The sequence below is a fragment of the Massilia sp. P2_C2 genome (assembly GCF_056404615.1).
Map to the genome: position 1 here is coordinate 20,860 of NZ_JBFUDR010000056.1, position 6,364 is coordinate 27,223.

General features: G+C 58.5%; 7 protein-coding genes. 3 read left to right on the forward strand and 4 right to left on the reverse strand.

Features of this window, described 5'->3' with window-relative positions; translation table 11 throughout:
* The first annotated feature begins 14 nt into the window (after positions 1–14).
* The 3 genes from AC1DYX_RS09470 to AC1DYX_RS09480 all read left to right on the forward strand — a co-directional run bounded on the left by AC1DYX_RS09470 (position 15) and on the right by AC1DYX_RS09480 (position 2,214).
* Positions 15–458: a PAAR domain-containing protein gene (locus AC1DYX_RS09470; RefSeq protein WP_477258564.1), complete on the forward strand. Its 444-nt coding sequence runs from the start codon at positions 15–17 to the stop codon at positions 456–458.
* A 168-nt stretch (positions 459–626) separates the two neighbouring features.
* Positions 627–770 carry a MerR family DNA-binding transcriptional regulator gene (locus AC1DYX_RS09475; protein WP_477258571.1) on the forward strand — a complete coding sequence of 48 codons (144 nt, stop codon included), beginning with the start codon at positions 627–629 and terminating at the stop codon, positions 768–770.
* Positions 771–861: 91 nt separating this feature from the next.
* Positions 862–2,214, forward strand: a complete 1,353-nt coding sequence (locus tag AC1DYX_RS09480; protein WP_477258565.1) for an RNA-guided endonuclease InsQ/TnpB family protein — start codon at positions 862–864, stop codon at positions 2,212–2,214.
* A gap of 102 nt (positions 2,215–2,316) precedes the next feature.
* Here AC1DYX_RS09480 and AC1DYX_RS09485 read toward each other — a convergent pair whose 3' ends face one another.
* From AC1DYX_RS09485 to eno, 4 genes are all read right to left on the reverse strand, one after another.
* Complete coding sequence (locus AC1DYX_RS09485; protein ID WP_477258566.1) at positions 2,317–4,005, reverse strand: hypothetical protein; 1,689 nt, start codon at positions 4,003–4,005, stop codon at positions 2,317–2,319.
* Positions 4,006–4,073: 68 nt separating this feature from the next.
* Entirely contained in the window at positions 4,074–4,349 is a 276-nt protein-coding gene (locus tag AC1DYX_RS09490; RefSeq protein ID WP_477258567.1) for a hypothetical protein, read from the reverse strand.
* A gap of 2 nt (positions 4,350–4,351) precedes the next feature.
* Positions 4,352–4,711, reverse strand: coding sequence for a cell division protein FtsB (gene ftsB, locus AC1DYX_RS09495; RefSeq protein WP_477258568.1), 360 nt, complete (start codon positions 4,709–4,711; stop codon positions 4,352–4,354).
* Positions 4,712–4,776: 65 nt separating this feature from the next.
* On the reverse strand, positions 4,777–6,063 hold the full coding sequence (gene eno, locus AC1DYX_RS09500) for a phosphopyruvate hydratase (protein WP_477258569.1): 1,287 nt from the start codon (positions 6,061–6,063) through the stop codon (positions 4,777–4,779).
* Positions 6,064–6,364: the final 301 nt, after the last annotated feature.

A 6,364-nucleotide genomic window follows, 5' to 3' on the forward strand; every position in this document is an offset into this window, starting at 1 on the left:
TCTGGAGGATCCGGATGAAACCAGTACGTGCCCAGGAAACAGCCATCGACAGTGATACAGACGCAACCGTTGCCGCAGCCACGCCGCAGGGAATCGGCGTGCCTCGCAAGGTGATCGCCCGTTATCCGATCGCGACGATCGGCTCGCGCACCCGCCGTGGTGGCGAAGTCGTGCTCGCCGGCCAGGGCGAGCCGGCGGACGATTTCCGCATCGCCTGCGTGGGCGACCGCGTGCGCTACCCGGACGGCAGCGAGAGCGTGATCGTGTCCGGCGCAGGCCATGCGTCGACCTATGCGAACCGGCCGATCGCCCTCGTCGGCAGCCATATCGCGAACGGCGACCGCATCGTCGCGCGCGCGCAAAGCATCGGCGAGATCGTCGTCATGGAAGGAGAGCCGATTCCCGGCCTGCTGGAGCCGGGCTATGCGCCGCCCGCCGGCATGGGCGCCGCGGCCTGACGCGCGCGGAGGCCGGGATGCACGCGGCCGCCGGCGTGCGTCGCTGCACGGGGGTATTGCGGCAACGCACGCCGGCGGCGCGGTCAACGTCGTGAAATCAGTTAGGAGCTCGACTCTGGTCGAACCAAATGTGGGTAGATGTGTCCAATCGTGATCATTGAAAGCACCATGGGAATCGGGCAGGCCGCCAGACTGCTGGGGACTACGGTCATGACTCTGCAGCGCTGGGAGCGCGAGGGACGGCTTATCCCGACGGCGCGCGCCGCCAGCAACCGGCGCCGTTACACCCAACTTGATGCTCGGATGTGTTGATAGGTGCGCCGACCGCGCACGTGCTCCGACGACACCCGGAACTTGTTCAGCGGGCTTTGGTCCAACGCCCTACTGAACGGAATCCACGATCGTGCTCCTTTCCCACCACATCCGCCTCGACACGACGCCTGCGCAGCGCGACTATTTCGCGCGCGCGGCCGGTACCGCCCGGCGCGTCTGGAACTGGGCGCTCGCCGAGTGGAACCGCCAGGTCGCTGCCGGCCAGAAACCAAATGCGATGGCACTGAAGAAGCAGTTCAACGGCATCAAGTATTCAGATCCTGACTGGCTGGACGACGACGGCCAGCCCTGGCTGCGCACAATCCACCGCGACGCCCACGCGCAACCCTTCGCGAACCTGGCAAAAGCGTGGTCCCGCTACTTCAATCAGCGCCGCACAGGCAAACAGGCACACCGGCCGCGTTTCAAGAAAAAAGGGCGGTGTCGCGATGCGTTCTATATTGCAAACGATAAATTCCGGATCGAAGGGATGGAGGCAGTGTTGCCGAAAGTCGGGCGCGTGCAAATGCGCGAGCATCTGCGTTGGCACGGCAGGATCATGGGGGCAAGTGTCGGGCGCCAGGCCGATCGCTGGTATCTGGCGGTGCAGGTCGAGGTGCCTGATCACGTTGCGCGCCTGTACCGTACGGGCGACGGTGTCACCGGCGTCGACCTGGGCGTGAGCGCGGCCGCCACCCTGTCGAACGGCGAGAAGATCGCGGCACCGCGCCCACTCGCTGCGGCGCTGCGGCGCCTGCGCATCCGCTCAAGGCGCCAGTCGCGCAAGCTGGAGGCGGCCAGGAAAGCTGTCGGCATCAAGGGACCGATCCCGAAAGGCACACGACTGCCGGAATCGAAGAACCGGACGTGTGGCGCCCGCGCGCTGGCGCGGCTGCACGCGCGCATTGCCCACGTGCGTGCGGACTTCATGCACAAGCTGACTACGCGGTTGTGCCGCGAAAATCAAACTGTCGTGATCGAGGACCTGAACGTGCGCGGGATGCTGGCCAATGCCCGTCTGGCGCGTGCGATCAGCGACGTCGGCTTTTATGAGTTCAGGCGCCAGCTGCAATACAAGGCTACGCGCTATGGCACACAACTCCTGCTGGCGGACCGTTGGTATCCGTCGAGCAAGCTGTGTTCGGCGTGCGGCGACCAATACGCCGCGTTGGGTCTGTGCGAACGCACCTGGACCTGCGCCGCGTGCGGCGCGCATCATGACCGCGACGTGAACGCAGCGATCAATCTGCAACGGCTCGCATCCGGCGCCCTCGCGGCGCAAAATGCGCTACCCGTGGCGAGTCCGGCGACGACGCCGGGCACTGCCGCCGGCGACGGGCCGGCGGGAGGCGGGAAAGTCACGCCTGCCAGGCACGAGCATGGTCAGCAGGACGGCTCGGGACAGGAAGAGAACGCTGCACACTTGTGCGCACGTTTTCGATAGCAGCGCCGCCCGCCGGACGGCGCAGGTCGATGACCTTCATGATGGACAACGGCGGTATCGAGGCGATCTCGCCGACGCCAAGCGCGATATTTAGCTATGCCGCTAACTGTTTTGAATATCGAAGTCCTTCAACTCTACTCCGAATGTTTGTTTAAAACTCCTATTTGCCCAGGCATCAGCATGCTCTTGGGAGTAATCTGGGGATATCCACTCATAATTACAAACAAAAGGTCCATCCCTAAGAATCCACTGATGAGTTAAATCATAAAGTGCCATTGTGCCATAAAAATTTTCAAACATAGTTTGAATTTTATGCTCTTCGCGATCAGGCCATTTTCTAGGATAAACCCCCGGCTTATCCCCGCGATCCGTGAACAAAGAAAGATGACGCAACCAAAGCTTAGCGGCTTCGTCGCTCACTTTCTCACCCGCCATCCAAACACCTGGCCAACAAAAGAACTCTGGCCTTTCAAGCTTATCCAAGCAAAAAGAAATATAATGAGAGAAGAAAACCCTAATAGGAAGATTTCCCAAATCGTAGTCAAACGTCTTATACTCTTCCATCAACACCTTTAGACCCGGCGATGTTTCGATCCAATCTCTAACCGCTTGCAACGCCAAGAATGGATGATCGTAATCCACGCGATCAGTTAATATTCTCGATATCTCCACATATTCATCACGACTGTACGACTTAAGCATTTTTTTAAGTTGAGGAAGCTGCTCAACTGCCAAGGACAGCCGAGTAAATCGCGCACCAACATCAACATCGCGAATGAAATTCTCAAATATTTCAATATCAAGTGGAAAGCCACGAGTGGGATTAATAGCAAGATCGCAAATTAACAGAAACAATCCAACTATCGGATCTTCCAAATCATTCGGCCAATCAGATCCGGATAGCTTTAAAAATACCTCGAATGCTTCAACATATATACCTTCCAAATATCCCATTTGACGCCATTCATCACATGATGGCGATCTCTTAAACGTGTTATTCAGAAATTGTAATTGAATGAAACGAGCCTGCCCTTCATAAATAGCGTGAAGACCAACTGGAGCCACTCTAAGCGGGGAACGCCAATAAAATCCTTCATGCCTATTGCGATTAAGCCTTAAGAATTCCGCATCCCATTTTCTTGCATCAGGCAACACGCAGAGTTCAGGATCCATAGACGCAGACAAGAGACCGATAAGTTGACCATATGAAATATGGTAACTATGCCCTACCGATTCGAAGTGTTTTTGCTTTACGAGCAAGGGGCCGCTCTTTTGGGGATTGAGAGCAAAGATTCTATAGTATTCTACATCTAAGGCGTTATTTACAACGACATTAGCCTTAGCCAACTTAACTTGCGCCGCAGCCCCTTCCCTTACTAAGGTCTCATCCGCCCATCTCTTTAACGACTTCTTCAGGCCGAATTGATCAATTACCGCCCGAAGATCCTCCAAATTCGCATGAGTCTGGGCCAGATAACTTAAACTAAACAACAATCCCGATGACGACCCAACATGTTGCCACCAATGCACTGTTTCATGAAGATAGGTCGAATAGGCCTGCAAAACCTCTCCGGACAACTGACTTCCTTGATAGACACCATTTCCTATAGAATCAAGAAGCTCGTGGTTACGCGGACTTAGTCTAAGAACAAATTTAAGGGTTTCATACATTCCGTGCGCGTTTAGCACGGCCTCAAACTTAGGAGATACGCCGATACCATTATCTCTAGGATTCAACAAATCCTCTTGAGGCTCTAGATCCCAGAACTTGCCGACATTCGACGTACTCATGAAGTCCTCTGAAAAAAGATAAAACGCTCGGCTTAACTGAGCCGGCCTCAACATTAAGTCGAGTCTATCTAATTGTTATTGGAAAAGCCAATAGGCATATGCAGGTCGATGACCTTCATGATGGACAACAGCGTGTCGAGGCCGATCTCGCCGGCAACCAGCGCATCGGCCAGTTGGGCGCGCGGCAGGCCGGCGGCGGCGGCCAGGTGCGCGAGGCCTTCCGAGCGCGCGACGAGCGCGAGGGCCTGTACCATCGTATCGGGGTCGCCGGCGTCGAAGGCGGCGGCGAGATAGCCGGCGACGGCTTCGAGTGTATCGAGTGACGGGGAATCCGGATCGGACATGGTCAATCCTCGGCCGGCTTGAGTGCGGCCTTCCTGGCCTTGGGCGGAGGAGCGGGTGGCGGTTCCGTCATCATGACGGCCGGCTTCTCGTCCTTACGCAGCACCTGCACGAAGATCTCGTTCGACTTGATCATGCCCAGTTCGTAGCGCGCACGTTCCTCGACGGCGCCGAGGCCATCCTTCAGGTCGCGCACTTCCGATTCGAGCTTGGCGTTGCGCGCCTTCAGTTGCTCGGTCCTGGCACGGGTCGCGGCCACCTGGGATTCCAGGTCGGCGACGGTGAGCCAGCCGCCCTTCCCCAGCCACAGGGGATACTGGATCAGCAGCAGCAGGGCCGCCAGGGCAAGGGTGATGAGGCGCATGGTGAAAACGGCTGGGCGAACATGAACACGGTCCGGAAAACCCGGACCGTGTTCATACTACTGGATTACTTCAGATTGTAGAAGGCGTCGCGACCCGGGTAGCTGGCGATGTCGCCCAGATCTTCCTCGATGCGCAGCAGCTGGTTGTATTTTGCCATGCGGTCCGAACGCGACAGCGAGCCCGTCTTGATCTGCAGGGCGTTCATGCCCACGGCGATGTCGGCGATGGTCGAGTCTTCGGTCTCGCCCGAACGGTGCGAGATCACGGCCGTGTAGCCGGCGCGCTTGGCCATCTCGATGGCGGCGAAGGTCTCGGTCAGCGTGCCGATCTGGTTGATCTTGATCAGGATCGAGTTGGCGACGCCCTTCTGGATGCCTTCCTTCAGGATCTTGGTGTTGGTGACGAACAGGTCGTCGCCCACCAGCTGGACGCGCTTGCCCAGGGCGGCGGTCAGCGTTGCCCAACCTTCCCAGTCGCCTTCGGCCATGGCGTCCTCGATCGAGACGATCGGGTATTTATCGCACCACGTGGCCAGCATGTTGGTGAAGTCCTGCGCCGACAGTTGCAGGCCGCCTTCGCCTTCCAGCACGTACTTGCCGTCCTTGTAGAACTCGCTGGCGGCGCAGTCCAGGCCGATCGCGATGTCCTGGCCGGCCACATAGCCGGCCTGCTCGATGGCTTGCATGATCAGCTTGATGGCTTCTTCATGGTTCGCGACGGACGGGGCGAAACCGCCTTCGTCGCCGACGGCCGTGTTCAGGCCCTTGCTGTGCAGGATCTTCTTCAGCGTGTGGAACACCTCGGCGCCATAGCGCACGGCTTCCTTGAACGACGGGGCGCCGACCGGGATGATCATGAATTCCTGGATGTCCAGGTTGTTGTCGGCGTGCGCGCCGCCGTTGATGACGTTCATCATCGGCACCGGCATCTGCATCGCGCCCGAACCGCCGAAGTAGCGGTACAGCGGCAGGCCGGCTTCTTCCGCGGCGGCCTTGGCGACGGCCATCGAGACGGCCAGCATCGCGTTCGCGCCCAGGCGGCTCTTGTTCTCGGTGCCGTCCAGGTCGATCAGGGTGCGGTCCAGGAATGCCTGTTCGTTGGCATCCAGGCCCATGATGGCTTCGCTGATTTCGGTGTTGATGTTTTCGCAGGCCTGCAGCACGCCCTTGCCGAAGTAACGCTTCGGATCGCCGTCACGCAATTCGATGGCTTCGCGCGAACCGGTCGAGGCGCCCGACGGGACGGCAGCACGGCCCATCACGCCGGATTCCAGCAGCACATCGCACTCGACGGTCGGATTGCCGCGCGAGTCGATGATTTCGCGGCCGATGATATCAACGATAGCACTCATGGTTGTCTATTCTCCAGTAAGTAAAATTTGCCTAAGCATGGAGCGGGCGCCGAGCCGCATGGCGCTCCGCTTGCATCGCCCCGCCTAGCCGGGGCGACGTTGGTGAATCAGCCGGATCCGGAGCCCCCTGGTACACCCGAGCTCCGCTCCTGATCAGTCGGGGTCAGAGCCCACCCGTAAAATTCGGGCTCTGACCCCGATTTGATTTTTAGCTAGTCGGGGTCAGAGCCCACCCGTGAAATTCGGGCTCTGACCCCGAATATCAAGAGAAATCGGACTCGATAAAGCCGGCCTTCTTGAC